Source organism: Sphingomonas sp. SphC10 (genome assembly GCF_057004845.1).
The window spans coordinates 1,720,572-1,741,633 of record NZ_CM168044.1 but is presented as its reverse complement, the minus strand read 5'-3'; the positions used below and the strand labels follow the sequence as shown (position 1 = coordinate 1,741,633).

Annotated in this window: 20 protein-coding genes; 10 read left to right on the top strand and 10 right to left on the bottom strand. The window is 67.7% G+C overall.

Annotation, left to right across the window (positions count from 1 at the left end; translation table 11 throughout):
* Positions 1–71: 71 nt before the first annotated feature.
* The 3 genes from ACWKSV_RS07800 to ACWKSV_RS07790 are packed head-to-tail and all read right to left on the bottom strand — an operon-like array spanning position 72 to position 2,535.
* Positions 72–1,013, bottom strand: coding sequence for a Gfo/Idh/MocA family protein (locus ACWKSV_RS07800; RefSeq protein WP_076716890.1), 942 nt, complete (start codon positions 1,011–1,013; stop codon positions 72–74).
* 5 nt (positions 1,014–1,018) lie between these two features.
* The gene (locus tag ACWKSV_RS07795; protein ID WP_076716888.1) at positions 1,019–1,648 is read right to left on the bottom strand and encodes a 2-dehydro-3-deoxy-6-phosphogalactonate aldolase; all 630 of its coding nucleotides are present in this window, start codon (positions 1,646–1,648) and stop codon (positions 1,019–1,021) included.
* Positions 1,645–2,535, bottom strand: a complete 891-nt coding sequence (locus ACWKSV_RS07790) for a 2-dehydro-3-deoxygalactonokinase (protein WP_076718284.1) — start codon at positions 2,533–2,535, stop codon at positions 1,645–1,647. The genes ACWKSV_RS07795 and ACWKSV_RS07790 overlap by 4 nt, the downstream gene beginning before the upstream one ends.
* Positions 2,536–2,971: 436 nt before the next feature.
* On the opposite strand from ACWKSV_RS07790, the gene mqo reads away from it, so the two are divergent.
* From mqo to ACWKSV_RS07775, 3 genes are all read left to right on the top strand, one after another.
* Positions 2,972–4,723, top strand: coding sequence for a malate dehydrogenase (quinone) (mqo, locus tag ACWKSV_RS07785; RefSeq protein ID WP_076716887.1), 1,752 nt, complete (start codon positions 2,972–2,974; stop codon positions 4,721–4,723).
* 112 nt (positions 4,724–4,835) lie between these two features.
* Complete coding sequence (locus ACWKSV_RS07780; protein WP_056434070.1) at positions 4,836–5,330, top strand: GAF domain-containing protein; 495 nt, start codon at positions 4,836–4,838, stop codon at positions 5,328–5,330.
* 117 nt (positions 5,331–5,447) lie between these two features.
* Positions 5,448–6,425 (top strand): RcnB family protein, encoded by a 978-nt coding sequence (locus ACWKSV_RS07775; RefSeq protein ID WP_191864842.1) that lies wholly within the window; start codon positions 5,448–5,450, stop codon positions 6,423–6,425.
* 111 nt (positions 6,426–6,536) lie between these two features.
* Here the strand turns inward: ACWKSV_RS07775 and ACWKSV_RS07770 are convergent, their stop codons facing one another.
* Positions 6,537–7,799 carry a M20/M25/M40 family metallo-hydrolase gene (locus ACWKSV_RS07770; RefSeq protein WP_076716884.1) on the bottom strand — a complete coding sequence of 421 codons (1,263 nt, stop codon included), beginning with the start codon at positions 7,797–7,799 and terminating at the stop codon, positions 6,537–6,539.
* Between the two features lie 171 nt (positions 7,800–7,970).
* Here ACWKSV_RS07770 and ACWKSV_RS07765 point away from each other — a divergent pair, with 171 nt between their 5' ends.
* Positions 7,971–8,348, top strand: a complete 378-nt coding sequence (locus ACWKSV_RS07765; RefSeq protein WP_056434545.1) for a hypothetical protein — start codon at positions 7,971–7,973, stop codon at positions 8,346–8,348.
* Positions 8,349–8,423: 75 nt separating this feature from the next.
* Here ACWKSV_RS07765 and ACWKSV_RS07760 read toward each other — a convergent pair whose 3' ends face one another.
* The 6 genes from ACWKSV_RS07760 to ACWKSV_RS07735 form a co-directional block, all read right to left on the bottom strand.
* Entirely contained in the window at positions 8,424–9,290 is an 867-nt protein-coding gene (locus ACWKSV_RS07760) for a manganese catalase family protein (RefSeq protein WP_056434064.1), read from the bottom strand.
* A 50-nt stretch (positions 9,291–9,340) separates the two neighbouring features.
* Complete coding sequence (locus tag ACWKSV_RS07755) at positions 9,341–9,862, bottom strand: ferritin-like domain-containing protein (RefSeq protein WP_076716882.1); 522 nt, start codon at positions 9,860–9,862, stop codon at positions 9,341–9,343.
* Between the two features lie 25 nt (positions 9,863–9,887).
* Positions 9,888–10,745 (bottom strand): SDR family oxidoreductase, encoded by an 858-nt coding sequence (locus ACWKSV_RS07750; RefSeq protein WP_076716881.1) that lies wholly within the window; start codon positions 10,743–10,745, stop codon positions 9,888–9,890.
* 74 nt (positions 10,746–10,819) lie between these two features.
* Entirely contained in the window at positions 10,820–11,644 is an 825-nt protein-coding gene (locus tag ACWKSV_RS07745; protein WP_076716879.1) for a hydrolase 1, exosortase A system-associated, read from the bottom strand.
* Positions 11,632–12,327, bottom strand: coding sequence for an alpha/beta hydrolase family protein (locus ACWKSV_RS07740; protein WP_076716877.1), 696 nt, complete (start codon positions 12,325–12,327; stop codon positions 11,632–11,634). The genes ACWKSV_RS07745 and ACWKSV_RS07740 overlap by 13 nt, the downstream gene beginning before the upstream one ends.
* Positions 12,324–12,596 carry an acyl carrier protein gene (locus ACWKSV_RS07735; protein WP_076716875.1) on the bottom strand — a complete coding sequence of 91 codons (273 nt, stop codon included), beginning with the start codon at positions 12,594–12,596 and terminating at the stop codon, positions 12,324–12,326. The genes ACWKSV_RS07740 and ACWKSV_RS07735 overlap by 4 nt, the downstream gene beginning before the upstream one ends.
* A gap of 676 nt (positions 12,597–13,272) precedes the next feature.
* Between ACWKSV_RS07735 and ACWKSV_RS07730 the strand changes: the two genes are divergently transcribed.
* The 6 genes from ACWKSV_RS07730 (at position 13,273) to ACWKSV_RS07705 (ending at position 21,059) form a co-directional block, all read left to right on the top strand.
* A complete protein-coding gene (locus tag ACWKSV_RS07730; RefSeq protein ID WP_076716874.1) occupies positions 13,273–14,763 on the top strand; it encodes an AMP-binding protein in 1,491 nt (496 codons plus the stop codon).
* On the top strand, positions 14,760–15,980 hold the full coding sequence (locus tag ACWKSV_RS07725; RefSeq protein ID WP_191864843.1) for a pyridoxal-dependent decarboxylase, exosortase A system-associated: 1,221 nt from the start codon (positions 14,760–14,762) through the stop codon (positions 15,978–15,980). The genes ACWKSV_RS07730 and ACWKSV_RS07725 overlap by 4 nt, the downstream gene beginning before the upstream one ends.
* An 89-nt stretch (positions 15,981–16,069) precedes the next feature.
* Positions 16,070–16,714, top strand: coding sequence for an XrtA/PEP-CTERM system exopolysaccharide export protein (locus ACWKSV_RS07720; protein ID WP_056434045.1), 645 nt, complete (start codon positions 16,070–16,072; stop codon positions 16,712–16,714).
* Positions 16,715–16,726: 12 nt separating this feature from the next.
* Positions 16,727–18,238 (top strand): XrtA system polysaccharide chain length determinant, encoded by a 1,512-nt coding sequence (locus ACWKSV_RS07715; protein ID WP_056434043.1) that lies wholly within the window; start codon positions 16,727–16,729, stop codon positions 18,236–18,238.
* A gap of 8 nt (positions 18,239–18,246) precedes the next feature.
* Complete coding sequence (locus ACWKSV_RS07710) at positions 18,247–19,332, top strand: AAA family ATPase (protein ID WP_172839678.1); 1,086 nt, start codon at positions 18,247–18,249, stop codon at positions 19,330–19,332.
* Complete coding sequence (locus tag ACWKSV_RS07705; protein WP_237243396.1) at positions 19,329–21,059, top strand: hypothetical protein; 1,731 nt, start codon at positions 19,329–19,331, stop codon at positions 21,057–21,059. The genes ACWKSV_RS07710 and ACWKSV_RS07705 overlap by 4 nt, the downstream gene beginning before the upstream one ends.
* Positions 21,060–21,062: the final 3 nt, after the last annotated feature.

Genomic DNA, 21,062 nt, shown 5'->3' with positions numbered 1-21,062 from the left:
GTTGGGATCAATCCACCACCGCCGTTCGCACTGAGCGAAGTCGAAGTGCAAGGGACTGGCCTAAACCCGGGTCACTCCACGAAGTCTTCCACCTCACGCCGCTTGCCGCGCATGAAGGCGTCGGCGACGTGGCGCAGCGGGGCGATGTCCACATCCGAGCGGCCGCCCTGCACCAGTTCGGCGAAGCGCGCGTACAGCCCCGGATATTCGCCGTGCAGCCCCTCTTCCTGATGCGGGGTCGAGCCGTCGGGCAGGGTCAGCACCGCGCCGCCCTCGGCCAACTTGAGCGTACCGTCGGTCGTCTCGACCACGATGTCCCAGCTCTGATGGCCTTCCTGCCGCCAGTCGAGGTCGAGCGTGACCGGCGTGCCGTCCGTGGTGCGGAAGGCGACGTCGGCGGCGATCGGCGCGTCGCGATTGGCGGGGAAATCCAGCGTCGCGCGCTCGATGAAGAAGGGCTGCGGCATGATATGCGTCGCGATCGACAGCGCGTTGATGCCCGGATCGAACACGCCGAAGCCGCCCGCTTCCCAGATCCAGGCCTGGCCCGGATGCCATTGGCGGACATCCTCGCGCCAGGTGATCGCGGCCGACGTCACCTTGCGAGCCGACAGCCATTCGCGCGCGGGCTCGACGCCCAGCGCGTAACGCGAGTGCCAGCTGGCGAACAGGGTGAGGTTGGCCTTCGCCGCCAGTTCCTCCAGCACCGCCACTTCGGCCAGCGTCGCGCCCGGCGGCTTTTCCAGGAAGACGTGCCAGTTGTTCGCCAGCGCGGCGGCGGCGATGGCGTGGCGGACCTGGGGCGGGGTGCACAGCGCCACCGCATCGACCTTCACATCGCTTTGCGCGAGTTCTGCGATGTCGTGGAAATGCGGCACGCCTTCGACGCCGCCCGGCGAGCGGCTGACGGTCGCGACCAGTTCGAAGGCCGGGTTGCCGGCGATGGCGGGGACATGCTGGTCATGGGCGATCTTGCCCATGCCGACCAGGGCGAGACGGATCGTGTCGGTCATCGGTATCAGCGTGCCTTTTCGACATAAGCGCGCGCCGACACGGCGACATCCGCCGCCGGCTTGCCCGCGCGATAAAGGTTGGAGCCCAGGCCGAACCCGTCCGCGCCGTGCGCGCGCCATTCGGCCATGTTGTCGGGGGTGATGCCGCCGACCGCCAGCACCGCGACGTCGCGCGGCAGGACGGCGCGCTGCGCCTTGAGGAAGGTGGGCGAGGCACCCTCGGCCGGAAACAGCTTCAGGCCATGCGCACCGGCCTTCAAGGCGGCGAATGCCTCGGACGGGGTGAAATAGCCGGGGAGCGAGATCAGCCCTTGCGCGACGCTATGCGCGATCACCTCGACATCGGTGTTGGGCGAGACGATCAGGGTTCCGCCCGCCGCCTTGACCCGGTCGACCTGTTGGGTGGTCAGCACGGTCCCTGCGCCGACGATCGCCTTGTCGCCGACATGCGCTGCGATCGCCGCGATACTGTCATAGGGTTGGGGCGAGTTGAGCGGCACTTCGATCAGGGTGAAGCCCGCCTCGACCAGCGCGTCGGCGACCGGGATCGCCTCGTCCGGCGTCAGGCCGCGCAGGATGGCGACCAGCGGGCAGGCGGCGAAGGCCTTGGCGAAACTCTGGGCGGGGTCGGTCATGACAAATGCTCCCGAATGGCGTGAAGTCCGGCAAGGAAACCGGCATGGCTATCGAGCGCGACGACGGTGCCGCCGCGCGCCTCGATCCCGATGGTGTAGAGGTCGGCGAGCAGGCCGCTCGACAAGAGATGGACGATGCCGCCCTCGATATCGGGCACCGCGCCGATGTCGCTGCCGATGAGCAGCCCGCTGGCATAGGCCGCCGCGTCCTCCGCCGCGATCCGGCCGAGCAGCACCGAGGCCCGCACGCCGAACAGCGCCGCGGTCAGGTCGCAGGCACCGCTGCCGCGCGCCAGGCCGTCGCGAAAGGCCGGGCCGTCCGCGACCGGACCGTCGAGCATCCCGGCCAGGATGCCATGCCCCTTGACCAGTGCGAACAACTCGCCGGTCATGGTGGTGGCGAAGTCGGTGATCCGGCTCCCTGCGACATGCACCCATTTGTTGTGCGTGCCGGGCTGCGCGAACAGCGCATCGGCAGGAGCGACGCCCGCCGCGACGGCACCCAGAATCTGCACCTCTTCGCCGCGCATGACGTCGGCCCGCGTTTCGGTCAGCAGCGAGACGCCGGGGACGATGGTGACATCCGCTTCCTCGATCCGAGTCGCGGCCCGCGCCAGGCTGGCGAGATCGGCGGGGGCGGGGACATAGGCCGCCTCGCGCCAGCCGCGTGTCGAACCCACCATGCCCGCCGCGATGATCGGCAGTTCGCCGAAACGCGCGCGGATCGCGGCGATCTCAGCCGGATAATCCTCCGCCTTCATCGCCAGCACGCCGCGATCGTCCCGCACCGTGTCTAGCATCGTGCCGTCGGCAGCGATGACATAGCAGCGCCGGTTGGTCGTACCCCAATCGATCGCGATATAGGCGGGCGTCACGTCTGATGGCACGGCGGGCACGCCCTCTCCTGAAATTTTTCTGGGCAGATTTGTAGGACAATATGACAGGCCGTGCAAGCGGGCTACTTATGGCATTTTGAGCGGTTTGCGGAACAATCGTCCGAAGGGGTGAGCGGAAAACAGCACGATCCTGACGGCTCTGAATATATTGAGATGCATTATTGATAAACCGGTATCAATGCACCACGACTGTCCTTCCGATTGCGCCGACAAAGCCGGTGAGCGGGGAAATGACCCGACATGGACAGCTCGCAAGACTCGGCTATGCGGTGTGACAGGTACATGAAATCGAACGTTAGGATGAGGATCGGAAGGCCGGTTGCGGCCGCTTTTCCGCTCGCGCGATCGCGGCTGGCGGAAGGGGGCGCCCGAATTTGGACATCGTGGCCATGCCGTTCGTCGCGACCATGGATCGCCGACAGCACGGATGAGCCCTATCGAGAAGGCGTCGAACATGCAGAGTGACGATCGAAACCAGCGCGGCCGGACGCGCGCTTCCGAAGCAGCCCCGCAGACCGGCATTTCCCGGCGCGCGATGATGGGCTCCGCGCTGGCCGCGACTACGGCGGCGGTTGCGCCCTTTGCGGCGGAAGCGGCAGGTTCGGAGCAGAAGGTCGACGTCCTGCTGATCGGCGGCGGCATCATGAGCGCGACGCTGGGCGTACTCCTGCGCGAACTGGAGCCTAGCTGGACCATCGAGATGGTCGAGCGTCTGGACAAGGTGGCAGAGGAAAGCTCCAACGGCTGGAACAATGCGGGCACCGGCCACTCGGCGCTTTGCGAGCTGAACTATACGCCGGTCAACGAAGCGGACGGCAAGGTCGAGATCAAGAAGGCGATCGAGATCAACGAGCAGTTCCAGGTCACGCGCCAGTTCCTCAGCCACCAGCTGCGTACCGGCGTGCTGAAGAACCCGCGCAGCTTCATCAACTCGACCCCGCACATGAACCTGGTGTGGGGGGACGAGAATGTCGCCTTCCTCCAGAAGCGTCATGCCGCGCTGCTCGCCAGCCCGCTTTTCTCGGGCATGGAGTTCACCACCGATCCGCGCCAGATCGCCCAGTGGGTGCCGCTGATGATCGAGGGGCGCAAGGCGGGGCAGAAGATCGCGGCAACCCGATCGGTGCTGGGCACCGATTGCGAATGGGGTGAGGTGACGCGCCAATATATCCGCGCGCTTCAGGGGCAGCCGGGCGTGACGCTGACCACCGGCCATGAGGTCCGCTCGCTCGAGCGCAATGCCGATGGCAGCTGGCGCGTGACCGCGCGCGATCGCAAGACCGACGAAAAGCGCATCATCACCGCACGCTTCGTCTTTGCGGGCGCGGGCGGCGGCGCGCTCCCCATACTCCAGAAGTCGGGCATTCCCGAGGGCGACGACTATGCCGGTTTCCCGGTCGGCGGATCGTTCCTGGTCACCGAGAACCCCGCCATCACCAAACGCCACATGGCGAAGGTCTATGGCAAGGCCTCGACCGGATCGCCGCCCATGTCGGTGCCGCATCTCGACACCCGCTATCTGAACGGCAAGCAGGTGCTGTTGTTCGGCCCCTTCGCCACCTTCTCGACCAAGTTCCTGAAGGAAGGGTCCTATTTCGACCTGCCCAAGTCGGTGACGCTCGACAATTTCCGCCCGATGCTGTCGGTCGGCTGGGACGAGTTCTCGCTGGTCGAATATCTGGCGGGTCAGCTGATGATGAGCCAGGAAGACCGGATGAACGCGCTGCGGGAATATCTCCCCAACGCCAAGGACGGCGACTGGCGGCTGTGGCAGGCCGGGCAGCGGGTGCAGATCATCAAGCGCGATCCCGAAAAGGGCGGCGTGCTGAAGCTGGGCACCGAAATCGTCGCGTCGAAAGACGGCTCGATCGCGGCGCTACTGGGCGCGTCGCCGGGCGCTTCGACGGCACCGTCGATCATGCTCAACCTGCTCAAGAAGGTCTTCCCCGATCGCCTTGCGACCCCGGCCTGGCAGGCCAAGATCCGCGAGATCGTGCCCAGCTATGGCACCGCGCTGAACGAGGATCGCGATCTGCTGGCGCATGAATGGGCGGCGACCGCCGAGACGCTGCAACTCGCACTCGCCCCGCCGCCGGTCAGCGCACCCTCGACCACGGAAGCACCGCGCCCCGAAGCCACGCGGGTCAGCCCGAACCGGCATCCCGATCTGGCGCTCTGATCGGTCCTCTCCCCTCCCCCCGAAGGGGAGGGGAGAGGAGCTGTCTTCACCCTGAATCGAAAGTGATCGCGCGGGGATGACGCGGAGGTCGGACCGTCCTACATCCCGCACCATGTACCAGTTCGACATCGCCGCCGGATCCAAGGCGGAGCTTTACCGGGACCTCCACGCCGCGCTCGACGCGTTGACCGCCGGGGAGGGGGATGCGGTCGCCAACATGGCCAATGCCGCTTCGCTCATCTGGCAATATCTGCCCGATCTCAACTGGGCCGGGTTCTACCGCATGGTCGGTGGCGAGCTGGTGCTCGGGCCGTTTCAGGGCAAGGCGGCGTGCATCCGCATTCCGGTCGGCAAGGGCGTGTGCGGCACGGCCGTCGCGGAAGCGCGGACGCAGCGCGTGGCCGATGTCCATGCTTTCCCCGGCCATATCGCCTGTGACGCCGCCAGCCGGTCCGAGCTGGTCGTGCCGGTCCTGCTCGACGGCACGGTGATCGGCGTGCTCGACCTGGACAGCCCCGAGCCCGGCCGATTCGACGAAGAGGATCAGGCAGGGTGCGAGGCGCTGATGGCGCTGCTCGCCCCGCGTCTCGCGGCGATGGCAGACTGACCCGTTTCGGGACTTTCGGCGCCGCTATCGATGGGGGCAGGGCGCTGATATCAAACCTTGTTTCGATTTCGGCGTTGAGGGGGGCGTCGCCGTATTGAACAGGGGAATATTTTTGCCATGCGAAGCTCGTCGCGCCTGATCCTCCTGACCCTTTCCATGGTCGCCAGCGTGCCCGCCTCGGCACAGGCGGGGGCAAGCTACCCGCGTCCCGGTTTCGCCCCCGAGCGGCCGCCCGCGCCGATGCGTGAGCCAGCGCCGGTCGTTCGGACCGACTCGGTGGGCGTACCGCTCGCGCGGGGAAATCGCTGGGGCAGCCGGGTCGGCGGACGCTGGTGGGGCGGGGCCAACGCGCCCGGCGGCTGGCCCGCCTATCGCCGCCCGGTGCGTGGCATGACCGTGCCCTCCTATTGGACCGATCGACGCTTTGGGGTGGAGGATTGGGCGGTCTATACCTTGCCGCAGCCGCCGGTCGGCTATCGCTGGTCGCGTTATTATGACGATGCGATCCTGATCGACCAGCGCGGGTCGGTCTATGACAGCGTGTATGGCGTGAATTGGGACGGGATGCCTGACTATGCAGGCGGACCCTATGCGCCCCCGCCGCCTCCCGTTCGGCGCGATAACGGGCTGGGTGGCGCCGCGATCGGGGCGGCTGCGGGCGGCGTGGCGGGCAATCTGATCGCCGGGCGCGGAAATCGCCTGGGCGGCACGCTGATCGGTGCGGGCGTCGGTGCGGCGGCGGGCTATGCCATCGACCGGGCCGAGGATCATGGGCGCCGCATGGAGCCGGGCTATGACGATTACAGCTATCAGGACCCGTATGCGCCGCCCCCGCCGCCGCCCGCCATGGGACGGCGCGTGGTGACGCGGGACGGCACGACCGTCACCACCACGACCACGGTGGGCACGACGGGTATGCTGCCCTCTCCGCAGGCGGGTTATTATGCGGACGGTTATTATTATCCGGCTCCCACGGCTACCACAATTGTGGTACAGGGCGCTCCTGTCATTACCACGACGACCACCACCACGACCGAAGTGGTGCGTTCTGCCCCGCGACGCGCGCGCGTTCGCAGCACGCTGGTCCGTCGCTGACGCCTTCCCCCAGGGGGGATTTCAGCCCGAGAGACGCCGGGCTGGAAAACGGGATGCCGCTCCGACTCTCCCGCGGGGCGGCATCCTTTTCATATTTTAGCCGATCGCCGTTCAGCGGCCGCCAAAGGTGACGAGGCTCTCCGCGCCGTCCGCCGCCACTGCCGAGACGCCGACGAAATGGTCGTCGACCGGCACTTGGGTCAGCACCGTCTTCGTCTCGGTCACGTCGCGCGACTCGCTCCACTGGGCGGTATCGTTGCGCCGCCAGTGGACGCGGTAACGCACCGCGCCGGGCACCGCCGCCCATTCGACCTGTGTATCGCGGGATAGCGCGCCGCTGATCGTCACCTTGTCCGGCGCGGCCGGAGCGGCAGCCAGACGGCCCAGCGTGGCGATGTTGATGGCGGTCACCTTCGCCAGATAGGGGAAGTCCATCTTGTCGATGGTGTCGCCGAACGCGACCGCCCCTTCCTTGCGCAGGTCCTGGTGCTGCGCGTCCCAATCCTCGTTGGCGACCGAGAAGCGGACGGCGGGATAGCCGAGCTTCAGGAACGGTTCGTGATCGCCGCCGCGCCCGAAACGGTCGGGCCGCCGGTCGAGGAACACGTCGAGGCCTCCCAGCTTGTCGGCCACCCCGTCGATCGCCTTGGCCAGCGCGCGGCTGGGGCCGTCATCCTCGCCGCCATTGCCGCGCCGCTGAATCTGCTGCGGCAGGTCTTCGGAGGCGCGAATGCCCTCGGAAAAGACGCGGACCCAGCGCGCCTCGCGCACGCCGCCCTGGCCGAGCGTGTTGCCGACGATGTCATTGTTAAGCATCGCCGAGACGCGCCAGTTGCGCGCCTTGGCCGTGTCGGCGAGCAGCGTTGCGCCCCACAGCCCCTGTTCCTCGCCCGAGAAGACCGCATAGACGATGGTCGCGTCGAACTGCTGCTTGGACAGATGGCGCGCGGCTTCCAGCACCAGCGCCACGCCCGAGGCGTCGTCATTGGCGCCCGGCGCGTCCGAGGTCGCGTCCATCACATCGGTCACGCGGCTGTCGATATGCGCACCGACGATGACCACACGGTTCGGGTCGCGCCCGCGCTGGATGCCCAGCACATCCTCGACCATCACGCCGTTCGGCGCGCGCGGGCCGGTAAAGCGGCGATTGATCCGCTCCACGGTGATGCAGCCGTTACAGCCCTGGCCGATCGTCTCGAACTGCCTGGCCGCCCAGTCGCGCGCCGCGCCGATGCCACGCTTGGGATCGGTGGTGGTGGAGGCGGTGTGGCGCGTGCCGAAGCCGACCAGGGCTTCGACATCGGCCTTCAGCCGGGCGGGGGAGGGAGCGGCGGCGGGCGTCGCGGCGGCGGCGAGCAGAAGCGGGAGGATCATCGCACCAGACTGGCCGAGTGGCAATGCGCAGGCAAGTGCCGGATTTCGCGGGCAAAGCGGTTCCGCCCTGCTGTATCGGTGTCGGCAACTGATTGATCTGGATGGATTTATGGACCGCCACTGGCGTGTTCACGTTGGCCTTTGACGCATGACAGCGATGAAGGAACCATCATGAACGCCAAATCCGTCAGCCTGGGCCTTGGCCTTTTCTCGCTCGCCTTGGGAGCCGCCGAACTGCTTGCCTCCCGCCGCATCGCCGAGCGTTTGTCGGTGCCGGGAGGGGCGGGAGCCGTCAAAGCCTATGGCGTGCGCGAGATCGTCGCCGGGGTCGGGCTGGTCCAGGCGCCTGCCCATTCGGCGCGGGTGTGGAACCGGGTGATGGGCGATCTGCTCGATCTGGGGACGCTGGCGGTGTCCGCGCGTCGTTCGCCGCGCGAGAAGGCGGTCTGGGGTGCGATCGGGTTCGTGGCCTTTGCCACCGCGCTCGACGTGCTGACCGCACGGGCATTGGACCGCACGACGGGCAAGACGATACCGGTCGGGGCCTGACGCGAAAACCGCCCCGGACCGGACGGTTCGGGGCGGTCTTCTATTCCTCCCCTGCAAGGGGAGGAATGTACTGGCCTACGCGACCGGCCGCTCGCCGATCTGTTCGGCCTGGGCGCCGCTGTCGGGACGGGCGGGGCCGAGCACCGGCTCTTCGCCCATCGGTTCGTTGCGGAACACGGTGAACTCGCCCCTGCCGTCGACGCTCGGTCCCTGGGTCCAGCGGCCCTCGGGATAGGTGCCGTCGACCGAGGTGACGAAGAAGTCGTAATTGTGATCCTGGCTTTCCTTCGCTTGCGGGAAGGAGTTGGGGATGGGTAGCGACGCCTGTTCGCCCAGTTCCTCGATCACGGCCAGCCATTGCTCCTGGTGCATGGTGTCGCGCGCGATCATGAAGTGGAGCATGTCCTTCATGCCCTGATCATGCGCGGCATTGTAGAGGCGGGTCGCCAGCACGCGGCCGGTGCTTTCGGCGGCGACATTGCAATACATGTCGGCGGCAATGTTCCCGCTGGCATAGATGTGGCTCATGTTGAACGGCACGCCGTCCGAGTCCGATGGATGTGCCGCCAGTCCGGTCGACAGGATATGCTTGTGCAGCGTTCCCTCGATCGCGTGGCGGGCATTGCCGCCGCCCATGACCGCGCCGACGATGCCGTCCGCCGCACCCTCTTCCTGAAGCGAGGCGGGCGCCTTGTCGAGATTGAGCGCGACGGCGGTCGCCAGCATCTCGATATGCCCGATCTCCTCGGTAGCGGTATGTAGCAGCATGTCGCGGTACTTGGGCGTCGGGGCACGGTTGCCCCAGGCCTGGAAGAAATACTGCATGCAGACGCGGATCTCGCCCTCCACGCCGCCGATCGCCTGTTGCAGCATACGCGCGAACAAGGGGTCGGGGCTTTCACAGCGGACAGGATATTGCAGGCGTTTGTCGTGATAATACATGATCGGCCTCGCTTTGTCGGAGATGGGGCTGGGTCGGTGATGGGGGGAAATCAGTGGCTGGCGGTTTCACCCGCCGCGCGCCGTTCGAGATAGCGGCGGGTCAGCGCGGCGTTGTTCTCGTCGACCCAGGCCGCCATCGACAGTTCTTCGTTCAGCGACTGGGTGAGCAGCGGCGTGGCGCTGCCGAAGCCGCCGACATCGGCGATGGTGATGAGCGACTTGTAACTGGCCGCCTCGAAATTCTCGAAGGCGAAGTTCGCAAAGCTGTTCTTCAGGATCTCGTCGGGCGCGAAGGTGTGGCCCAGCGCTGCCATATTGCCCGAGAAGCTGAGCGCCGCGTCCTTCAGCATCGAGCGGCTTTCGTCGAAGCCGTCGAGAATATCCTCCAGCCTGACGATCTGCTGTTCGGTTTCGCCCCGATGCATCCGCAGGTGATCGGCGACATCCGGATAGTTGGACAGGTGATCGAGTTGCCGGTCGATCAGCGCCAGCGCCTGATGCTCGACGGCATGGGCGTTCTTCAGCCCGGCGACAAACACTGCCGCGACGACGTCATTGGGTAGGGTAGCCATGGATCATCGCTCCTTGGGTTGAGGATCAGAGGAAGGGGGTGCCGCCGGTCACGGGGATGGTCGCGCCGCTGATGTAGCTGGCCTCGCCGCTCGCCAGCAGGACGTAAGGGGGCGCGAGTTCGGCGGGTTGCGCGGCGCGGCCCATCGGCGTCTGCTCGCCGAAGCTCTTCACCGCCTCGGGCGGCATGGTGGAGGGGATCAGCGGGGTCCAGACCGGGCCTGGTGCCACCGCATTGACCCGGATGTTGCGCTCGGCGAGCATCTGGGCCAGCCCGGCGGTAAAATTGTGGATCGCGCCCTTGGTCGTCGCATAGGCAAGCAACTGCTGGTTGGGCTTGTCGGCGTTGATCGAGGTCGTGTTGATGATCGACGCGCCTTCGCCCATGTGCGGCAGCGCGGCCTTCACCAGATAGAACATCGCATGGATGTTGGTGGCGAAGGTGATTTCCCACTCCTCGTCGCTGATGTCCTCGACCGCCTGAAAGCTCGCCTGGTGCGCGGCATTGTTCACCAGGATGTCGACGCGGCCGAACGTCTGGACGGCACGCTCGACGATGGTGCGGCAATGCGCCGGATCGCTGACATCGCCGGGGATCAGCAGCGCCTTGCGGCCCGCCTGTTCGACCAGCCGCTGGGTCTCGGCGGCGTCTTCGTCTTCGGAAAGGTACGAGATCACGACGTCCGCGCCCTCGCGGGCAAAGGCGATGGCGACCGCGCGGCCGATGCCGCTGTCCGCGCCCGTGATGATCGCCTTCTTGTCGGTCAGCTTGCCATGGCCGACATAGCTATGTTCGCCATGGTCGGGGCGCGGGTCCATCGCCTCGGTCTGGCCGGGCATGTCCTGCTGTTGTTCGGGCTGGGGTGGGGTAGGGCGTTCGTTCATGGACCGTCTCTCCTTGCCCCATCCAATGGGCGGGGCAGGGAGGCGTTCCGGAAAAATCCTGATCTTAAAACGCGTTAATCTGTATTTTCGAGTTCCGTGTCCCCGTCGTACAAAGGCGTCGCTCCGTCCGATCCGGCCCGCGCCAGATGGGCAAGGATCGCCTTTTCCAACGCGTCCATCGCATCGGCATAGCTGTGCGAGTCCGTTGCCAGCGTCTCGATGGCAAAGCCGTGCCCGCGTGCGGCGGCGCGGAAAGCGACCCCGGTCGCATCGCCCTGCGCCACGATGATCGCCGCATCCTCGGCCCAGCCATGGATCGCGCTGATCAGCGGTGCGGCCGTTGCGTCGAGGGGTGACGGGGCGGCGGCGATCTTGGTCAGCCCTTGGCGCAGCTTGCCCAGATCGACCGCACCGCGCGCCAGCCGCAGCCATTCGGCCGGGTTGACCAGCTTCTTCGCATAATGGCGGCGGATCGCGGCGGCGGGGGGCAGCGCGTCGGGTTCCTCCGACAACCACGGGTTGGAGAGCAGGACCTTGGCGAACCCGGCCTCCGCGCCGAACATCGCCAGCGCGGCGGCGGCATCGCAATTGCCGAAGCCGACGATCCGGCTCAGGTTCGCGGCATCGGCAAAGGCGTCGACGGCGGCAGCGATATCGGGGCCGCTCGATGTCCAGCCGCCATTGGCACCCTCGCTGTCGCCGACACCGCGCCGGTCGAAGCGGAATACCGGATAGCCATGGGCCGCGATCCGTGCCGCCAGCATCGCCTGGCCCCGGTGTGCGCCCATGCGCGGCTCGTTGCCGCCGGAGACGATCATCAGGCCGGTGTCGCGGTCCGCTTCGTCCAGCGTGCCGATCAGCGTCGCCCCCTCGCAGGGGAAGGAGATCAGCCTTCGCATGACGCGATCCACTGCGCGATATCCTCGGCCAGCAGGGCGGCGAGTGCGGGGTCTTCCTGCGGCTCGGCCCGACGCCAGGGCGGCACGGCATCGATCACGCGGTCCGCAGGGGCACGGTCATGGCCCAGCCGCACGACGCGGCGCGGCACACCCGGCTGGTCGTGGAGTTCGGCCCCCGCCAGCCCGGCGAGGAAATGCGGGGAAACCCGGTTGCCCGCGACCCGGACCGGCGACTCCGCGCCGAACACGCCATGTTCGTCGCCGCGCAGCCCCGCCGCCGCGCGTACCCGGATCACGTCGCGCAGCACCGCTTCGCCGGTCATCGGCGTCAGGTGCCAGCGCCCGGCCAGCAGCGCGAACCCGTCGACCAGCGCGCCGCCCCGGATCGACACGGCGTAACAGGGCCGGTCGCCCAGCGACTCCGCCGCGGCCTGATGCGCGTCGCGCCATTGCAGGATGCTGGCATTCTCGGTGGGGATCAGGCTCTCGCCCGTGCCCGGCCAGTCGGGCAGCGCGCCGCCGATGCCATGATCGGCCAGCCGCCGAAGCATCGCGACCGCCACGCTGCGCGTCCGGTTCGCTTCCTCCCAGAAGGGCAATGCAACCAGCACGACCGGTCCCTGCGCCGGGCCGAAGCGCAATATCACCTCGCGCCCGCCGGGCCAGTCATAATAGTCGATCAAGCGCCCGCCTTGGATTGCGCGAAGGCGACCAGCTGGCCGAACGTCTCCAGCATCTCGCCGTCGACCTCGTCATCCTCGATCAGGATGCCCAGGCGATCCTCCAACTCGGTCAGCACGCCCGCGACCGCCATCGAGTCCAGCTCGGGCAGCGCACCGAACAGCGGCGTGTCCGCGTCGAAACCGTCCACGCGCTCGGCCGACAGACCCAGCACATCGGCCAGCACGCCGCGCACTGCCGCTTCCACTTGCCTGTTTGTCTGGAGTTCCAAGCCCTGTCGCCCTGCTCTTTGTAATGTTTGCGACAGCGTTAGTGCGGTGGGGGGCGTTGGGCAACGGGTGTTGGCGTGACGTTTGGTGTCCGAGCAAGCGTCGGAGACCCAAGCCCTCCCCCGACCCCTCCCGCCTGCGGGAGGGGAGGGGCGGGTGCAAGCGCACGGCCAGACAAAGCCCCCTCCCGCAGGCGGGAGGGGGTTGGGGGAGGGGAGGCGCTCGGTTTCCCGTCCTGACGCTGGTTGGTTGCGGCCGGTTCGGGTGTGGTGCTTTAGGAAAGAGCATGAGATCCATGCCCTCCCCCAAACCCCTCCCGCCTGCGGGAGGGGAGAGGTGGGGGCCAAGCGCACGGCCAGGCAAAGCCCCCTCCCGCAGGCGGGATGGGGTTGGGGGAGGGGAGACGTTCGGTTTCTTTGTCCTGACGCTGGTTGGTTGCGGCCGGTTCGGGTGTGGGATTTGAGGAAAGGGCATGAGACCCATGCCCTCCCCCGGCCCCTCCCGCCTGCGGGAGGGGAGAGGTGGTGGGGCAAGCGCACGGCCAGGCGAAGCCCCCTCCCGCAGGCGGGAGGGGGTTGGGGGAGGGCTGGCGCTCGGTTTCCGCTCTCGGCGCTGGTTGTTTCCTCGACTGCGGGGCGCCCGCTCGACTTTGCCTTGTCCGCACTGATAGATGGCGCGATGACCATCGATCCGTCCGCGTATCCGATCGACCATGCCTTGCGCGGGGCGGGCGATGCCCCGGCGTTGCTCGGCCGTGAGGGCGGACTGAGCTTTGCTGAGGCGGAGGAGGCGGTCGCCCGTCTGGCCGGATGGCTGGTGGCACAGGGCTTCGCCCCCGGCGCACGGGTGGCGACGTGGCTGCCCAAGACGTGGCAATCCGCGCTGATGCCGCTGGCCGCACCGCGCGCCGGCCTGGTGCATGTGCCGATCAACCCGCTGCTGAAACGCGCACAGGTCGCGCATATCCTGTCCGATAGCGGGGCGGCGATGCTGCTGACCCATGGCCCCCGCGCCGCGACGCTGGAGGATGGCGACGTGCCCGGCGGCGTGGCGGTGATGACCGAGGCCGGACAGGGCGACGCGCTGCCCCGTTCGACGGCGGAGACGGATTCGCTGGCGGCGATCCTCTATACCTCCGGCTCGACCGGGCGACCCAAGGGGGTGATGCTGAGCCATGCCAATCTCTGGTATGGCGCGATATCGGTCGCCCAGTATCTGAAGCTGACGCCCAACGACCGGGTGCTCGGTGTCCTGCCCTTCAGCTTCGACTATGGCCAGAACCAGCTTTTCTCAACCTGGGTCGCGGGGGGCGCCGTGGCACCGCTAGACTATCTGACCCCGCGTGACGTGGTGAAGGCTGTCGTGCGTTACGGCGCGACGACGCTGGCGGGGGTGCCGCCGCTCTGGACGCAGTTGCTGGGCATCGACTGGCCCGAGGAAGCGGTCGCCTCGATCCGGCGGCTGACCAATTCGGGCGGGGCACTGACGCCTCGACTGGTGCGGGGGCTGCGGGCCTTATTCCCGGTGGCGGATCTCTATGCGATGTACGGCCTGACTGAGGCGTTTCGCTCGACCTATCTCGAACCCGCATTAATCGATGCGCACCCCGATGCGATCGGCCGCGCCATTCCCTTTGCCGAGGTGATGGTGCTGCGCCCCGATGGCAGCCGGGCCGAACCGGGCGAGCCAGGCGAGCTGGTTCATGCCGGGCCGCTCGTCGCGCAGGGCTATTGGCGCGATGCCGAGCGGACGGCGCAGCGTTTCCGCCCGACGCCGGATCATGCGCGCGCGGTCTGGTCGGGCGATACGGTGGTCGAGGGCGCGGACGGCCTGCTCCGCTTCGTCGGGCGCGATGACGAGATGATCAAGGTTTCCGGCAATCGGATCAGCCCGCAGGAGGTGGAGGAAGCCGCGCTGGCCGGTGGTGAGGCGCATGAGGCGGTCGCTTTCGGCATTGCCGACGAAGCGCAGGGGCAGGCGATCGTCCTGATCCTGGCCGGTGATCCGGTGCACGAGCCAAGCTTGCGCGCGCGACTGAAGCGCGACCTTCCCAATTTCATGCAGCCGTCGCACATCGCCTGGGCCGACGCGCTGCCCCGCAACGCCAATGGCAAACTCGACCGCGCCGCGCTGCGCCGGGACTGGGCCGAGAAGGATAGAACGTCATGAAGCCGATGGGGCCGATCCCCCCCGAATTCGCCGCCCAGACCGGCGCGCTGACCATCGCCGGGCGGAGCGCCGAGACGTGGATGGAGGGCAGGGAAGGGCCGGTCTTCGTCTATGACCTGGCTATCGTCGCCAGCCGCGTCGCGCGATTTCGCGCGGCATTCCCGTCGATCGACCTTCACTACGCGATCAAGGCCAATCCCTTCGTGCCGTTGCTGGCGGCGATGGCGGCGATGGTCGACGGCTTCGACGTCGCTTCGGCGGGCGAACTGGCCAAGGTCGCGCCGCTCGGTAAGCCGGTCAGTTTCGCAGGCCCCGGCAAGCGTGATGCCGAACTGACCGCCGCGGTCCGCGCGGGCGTGACGATCAACCTGGAGTCGGAGGGCGAGGCGCGGCGTGCGCTTGCCATCTCGGAGGGGCTGGGCGTGCGTCCGCGTCTGGCGGTCCGGGTCAACCCGGATGTCGAACTGCGTGGTTCGGGCATGAAGATGGGCGGGCGCCCTTCGCCCTTCGGCATCGATGCCGAGCGGGTGCCGCCACTGGTCCGCGACCTGATCGCGGCGGGAGCCGACTGGCGCGGTTTCCACATCTATGCGGGCAGCCAGGCGCTCGATCCGCAGGCGATCATCGACACGCAAGGGGCGACCATCGCGCTCGCCGCGCGGCTGGCGGACGCAGCGGGGGCGCCGCCGCCGCTGGTCAATCTGGGCGGCGGGTTCGGCGTGCCCTATTTCGCGGGGGACAAGCCGCTGCCGGTGGAGACGGTCGGGGCGGCGCTGGAGCAGGCGCTGGCGGAACGGCCCGCCATTCTGGGCGACAGCCGTTTCGCGATCGAACTCGGCCGCTGGCTGGTCGCCGAGTCCGGCGTCTATCTGGCGCGGGTGATCGATCGCAAGGACAGCGGGGGGGAGACCTTCCTGATCCTCGACGGCGGGCTGCACCACCAACTGGCGGCCAGCGGCAATTTCGGCACCGTGGTCCGGCGCAACTATCCGCTGGCGGTCGCCCATGCGATGGGGGCCGAGCCGGTGGAGACGGTGTCGGTCGTGGGGCCGCTTTGCACCCCGCTCGACCGGCTGGGCGACCGGGTCGCGCTGCCGGTGGCGCAGGTCGGCGATATCGTCGCGGTGTTTCTGGCCGGGGCCTATGGAGCCACCGCCAGCCCTTCGGCGTTTCTGGGCCATCCCCCCGCTGCTGAGACGCTCGGCGCACCGGCATAACGCTCTGTTCACCTCTTGGGTGGCATAGCGACATTGCGCAATTTGCCTTTCGTCTCCGTATCCTGGGAGAGGAGGGGTTCAGGAGTACCATTCGCATGGCATCGTTCGCCCGCCCCCTCTTGATCGCAGGCCTTTGCGCCTCGACACTGACCGCCTGTTCGACGGCCGGGACCAAGACCGAGCTACCCTCGGCCGGTTATGTCGCGCGCAAGGAACAGCCGGGCGAGGAATATGTCATCGGCCCGCTCGATACCCTGAACATCTTCGTGTGGCGCAATCCGGACCTGTCGACCAAGGTGCAGGTGCGCCCCGATGGCCGCATCACCACGCCGCTGGTCAACGACATGCCCGCCGTCGGCAAGACGCCCGCCATGTTGCAGGACGACCTGAAAAAGGCGCTGTCCGAATATGTCTCCAACCCGATCGTGTCGGTGATCGTCGAGAATTTCTCGGGCACCTACAGCCAGCAGGTGCGGATCGTCGGCGCGACCGAGCGGCCCGCCTCCATCCCCTACCGCGCCAATATGACGCTGCTCGACGCGATGATCGCGGTGGGCGGGCTGAACCAGTTCGCGGCGGGCAACAAGGCCAAGCTGGTGCGCACCGACCGCGAGACCGGCAAGCAGCGCGAATATGCGCTCCAGATCAACGATCTGCTCCGCAAGGGGGATTCGACGGCGAATGTCCGGCTGGAGCCGGGCGACGTCATCATCATCCCCGAATCGATGTTCTGAGGCAGCGGGCGCGTGTCGAGTATTCAGGACGAAATCCGGATCGCCCTCCATGCGATATGGATACGCCGCTGGCTGGCGCTGGCGGTGGCATGGGCGGTGTGCATATTGGGGTGGCTGTTCGTCGCCCAGATTCCCAGCAAATATGAATCCCGCGCGCGCATCGCGGTCCAGAATTCGCAAATCCTGCCCGACGGCATGTCGACCGGGCCGAACAGCCAGATGGATTCGGTCGACCGGGTCCGCCAGACGCTGATCTCGGCGATCAACCTGCAAAAGGTCGTTCGTGGCACCGATCTGGCCAGCACGGTGTCGAGCGACGCCGATGTCGCCGCGCGGGTCGCCCAGCTGGCGCAGTCGATCAAGATCGAGAACCAGCAGGACACCATCTTCCAGCTGACCGTTACCCAGTCCAGCCCCAAGCTGGCGCAGCAGGTCGCGCAGAAGCTGATCGACATCTTCGTCGAATCGAACCTGCTCGGCGATCGCAACACCACCAATCAGAGCCTCACCTTCCTCGACAAGCAGTTGAGCGAACGCCAGAAACAGCTTCAGATCGCCGAGGCCAAGCGCGCCCAGTATCTGAACCAGTTCGCGGGCGGGCTGCCGGGCAGCGGATCGGTCGCCGATCGGATCGGCCTGGCCCGTTCGCAAATGGCGCAGGTCGACAGCGATCTGGCGGCGGCGCAGTCCAGCTTCGCGGCGGTACAGGGCCAGCTGGCCGGCACCCCGCGCACGGTCAGCGAAGGCGGCGGCGCGGCGGTCGGCCCGGCGCGGGCGCGACTGGCGACGCTTCAGGGCCAGCTCGCCGATGCCCGCGCGCGCGGCTATACCGAAAACCATCCGGACGTGATCGCGCTGCGCAACCAGCTGGCCGCCGCACAGGCCGCGGCCAAGGCGGAGCCCGCCGGGGGCGTGGCGGGGGGGCAGCCCAACCCGCTCTACATGTCGCTCCAGTCGATGGCGGCGGAGAAGCAGTCGCAGCTCGCTAGCCTGAAAATCCGCAAGAGCCAGTTGCAGAACGACCTCGACCGGTTGAACGCCAGCCTGGCGACCGATCCCGAGGCGGCCGCTGCGCAAGGTGCGATCGATCGCGATTATCAAGTTCTGAAAGACAGTTACGACCAGTTGCTGCGGCAGCGTGAGCAGGTGGCGCTGCGCGGTCAGGCGCAGAACCAGACCGACTCGATGCGGTTCAGCGTGATCGATCCGCCGACCTATCCGCGCGCACCGAGCGCACCCAATCGCCTGCTGCTCCTGACCGGGGTCTTCGCCGCCGGGCTGGGTCTGGGCGTGGGATCGGCCTTTGCCCTGTCGAAGCTGCGCCAGACCTTCACCACCCCGCAATCGCTTCAGCGGACGATGGGCATGCCAGTGATCGGCGCGATCGGCGAGGTCGTGACGCGCGGCCAAGCGACGGCGCGGGCGCAGCGGCTGAAACTGTTCCTCGGCGGGACGGCGGCGCTGGGCGCGGCCTATGGGCTGGTCCTGGTTATCGAGCTATTGCAGCGGGGAATGGCCGCGTGAACGAAAACGTGAAACCCACCAGACCCCGCCGGGAACCGTCGCTGCTCGAACGCGCGGCGAACGTCTATGATTTCCAGTCCTATGTGCGTGTGCCCGAGGTGCGTGACGTGCCCGACGCGCCCGCGCCCACACCGCTGGCCGAGGAACCGGAACGGACGCCGCCCGCCCCGCCGGTCGAGGCCGCGCCGACCGACACTGCGCCGCCCGGCCCGGTGGCATATGACGATCCCGAGCCGCCCTTCGTCGATCATGCCCCGTTCGATCCCTCGCTGAGTGGCATTCCGGCGGAGTTTCTGGCGCAGCCGGGCGACGACGAGTTTCTGGCGACCGAATATAGTCCGGGCTTTTCCGACGTCGCGATGGTCGACCGGGCGATGCTGGCGGAGAACGGCATGATCGTGCCCGGTGCGCCGATCGGCCCGCTGGCCGAGGAGTTTCGGCTGGTCAAGCGGCAGTTGATCATCACCAGCCAGCGGCTGGTCGAGGGCGGCGACGAGGACAAGGCGCGGGTCGTGCTGGTCTGTTCGGCCCGGCCGCAGGACGGCAAGACCTTCTGCTCGGTGAACCTCGCCCTGTCGCTGGCGGCGGAGCGCGATACCGAGGTGTTGCTGATCGACGCCGATGTCGCCAAGCCCGACGTGCTGGGGCGGCTGGGCCTGAACGAGGGGCCGGGGCTGCTCGATGCGCTGGTCGATGGCAGCATCGATGTCGAATCGCTGGTGATGCGCACCGACGTGCCGCATCTGGCGGTGCTGCCCTGCGGCACCCGGACCGCCAACGATACCGAGTTGCTCGCCTCGGCCCGTACCCGCGCGGTCGTGCAGCGGCTGTTGTCGGCCAATCCCCGCCGTCTGGTGATCTTCGACTCGCCGCCCGTGCTGGCGGCGTCCCCCGCCTCGGTGTTGGCGATGCTGGCCGGGCAGGTGATGATGGTCGTCCGCGCGGACCGTACGCCCGAAAGCGAAGTCGGAGCCGCCATCGCGCTACTCGATGCGTGCGACCATATCCAGCTGGTGTTGAACAGCGTCGCTTTCGTGCCGGGCAGCCGCCGGTTCGGCTATTACGGCAAATATGGCAAGGACGGCGCGCCGTGACGGTGACGCGGCCCGCCCTTGTCGGTCTGGTCTGGGTGCTGGCCGCCTGGCCCAGCGCGCTTTCCGCGCAGGCTCAGGGTGTGCCGGTCGCGGGTAGCACCGCCTCCACCGCGCAAGGCAATCGCTTGACCGAGCCGTCCGCCACCGATCGGGGCGACAATGGGCGCGGGGCGCGTGGCAATGTGCCGCAGCGTCGCCGCGCACGGCTGGCCCCCTATGTCGAGGTCGGGCAGGGCCTGGTTGCCGACCTGACACGCGGCGATGCCGTCACCTATACGACACTGGCGGCGGGCGTGAATGCCGAGGTGCAGACCGCGCGGGCGCAGGGGCAGGTCAGCTATCGCTACGAACACCGCATCGGCTGGGGCGACCGGACCGTGGGCGGGGATATCCATAGCGGGCTGGCGAGGGGCTCCTATGCCGTCACGCCCGATTTGCGGCTGGAGGCCGGGGCGCTGGCGACACGGACGCGCGCCGACATTCGCGGCGAGGCGCCCGGCGTGCTGGTCGGCAATATCGCCAACATCTCGCAAATCTATTCGGTCTTTGCCGGGCCTTCGCTGACCACGCGGGCGGGGCCGGTGCAGATCGGCGCGAATTACCGGCTGGGCTATACCCGTGCCGAGACGCCGGGTCTGGGCAGCGTGGCGGCCGATCAGTCCCGGCTCGACTATTTCCGCGACAGCTGGAACCACGTCGCCACCGTCAGCGCCACGGCGCGGCCCGGATCGATCGCGCCGGTCGGCCTGTCCGCGAACGCCGCCTATGAGCGTGATGATGCCGGGCAACTTTCGCAGCGTTACGAGGGCTGGTTCGTGCGCGGCGACGTGCTGAAGCCGATTTCGCCCTATGTCGCGCTGACCGCCGGTGTCGGTTACGAGCGGATCGAGTCGAGCCAGCGCGATCCCGAGGTGGATGCCGCCGGACGCCCGCTGGTCGACAGCCAGGGCCGCTTCATTACCAATCCCACGGGTCCGCGTCGGATCGCCTATCGTACGGACGGCGTCTATTACGACGCGGGCGTGATCTGGCGACCCGATCGCCGTACCTCGGTAGAGGCGCATGTCGGCGAGCGTTACGGCTCGCTCAGCGTTACCGGCATGGCGCGTTATCAGGCGGCGCGCGATATCGTGTTCCAGGCGGCGGTGTATGACGGCATCCAGACCTTTGGCCGCCAGCTGCGCAACGGACTGTCCAACCTGCCGACCAATTTCGTCGAGACGCGCGACGTCTTTGCGCAGCAGTTCAACGGCTGCACCTTCTCGGCCGGGGGGGCGTCGCCGGGCGGGTGCCTGAACGACGCGCTGCAATCGGTGCAGACTGCCGTCTATCGCGCGCGTGGGCTGGACATGGCGGTGTCCTATCAGCGGGGACGCTCCACGCTGGGGGCGGGGATCGGCTATACCAGCCGCCGCCTGTTCGCGCCGGACGGGGCGCCGGGCCTGATCGTCTCGGGCGTGCAGGACGACAGCTATTACGGCCAGATTTTCCTCGGCCGCGCCTTCGGTCCCAATTCGGGGCTTAACGTGAATGGCTTCGTTAACTATTACGTCTCTAGGTTGGCGGGGGCCGAGGACGTGGTATCGCTGGGGTCGACCGCCAGCTATTACCGCAACTTCGGTCGGCTCGGAACAACCGCGTCGGTTGGATTGTACCACTTCCAGGTCGGCGACCTGTCCAGTGCCCTGTCGGCACAGGCCCTGATCGCCGCACGGTATCAATTCTGACCG